Origin of the sequence: Halomonas sp. ND22Bw (genome assembly GCF_003011945.1) — a bacterium.
Lineage (GTDB): Bacteria > Pseudomonadota > Gammaproteobacteria > Pseudomonadales > Halomonadaceae > Halomonas > Halomonas halophila.
Genome location: NZ_PXWD01000105.1, coordinates 1 through 505, shown reverse-complemented (window position 1 = coordinate 505; position 505 = coordinate 1). Strand labels below are relative to the sequence as shown.

Annotated in this window: 1 protein-coding gene; it reads left to right on the top strand. The window is 61.4% G+C overall.

The window, feature by feature from the left end; genetic code table 11:
- The coding region (locus CVH10_RS17180; RefSeq protein ID WP_146142973.1) for a 2'-5' RNA ligase family protein at window positions 1-344 on the top strand (344 nt) is incomplete at its 5' end.
- Between the last annotated feature and the right edge of the window lie 161 nt (window positions 345-505).

The following is a 505-nucleotide window of genomic DNA, read 5'->3' as shown; positions in this document are numbered from 1 at the left end:
TCTCCTCGGTCGGCCGATTTCCCACAACAGCCTGCCTAGAGCCTGATCCTGCGGAGCCATTCATCGCGATGACGCACGCGTTGACCGAAGCCTTCCCGGACTATCGGCCGTATGCTGGCGAACACCAGGGCGTCATCCCGCATCTCACCGTTGCGCATGGAAGTGCCGCCGACGCCGACGAGGCCGCGAAAGTATTGCGCCTTCGGCTTGAACAAGGCCTCGCCTTGGAGGCGCAATGCAACTCCGTCGCCCAAATTGAGAACTCGTCCGGCAGATGGAGCGAGCTGTGCGTCTTCCAGCTTCCGCAGCGAGATGTCACCGCGAACCTTGGGCCAATCTGCTGAGGCGGGACGCGACCCGTTTGGAGCCGCGCCCAACGAGGCCTTTTGGAGGGCGCTCATAGAATTCAATGCTTTGCCGCGACAGACTTGACTACTGCCAAGAATCAAACGGCGTTCATGTGCCCCCTAACGCCCAGCGTCCAGCTCGTGGCTGTTTTAGGGGC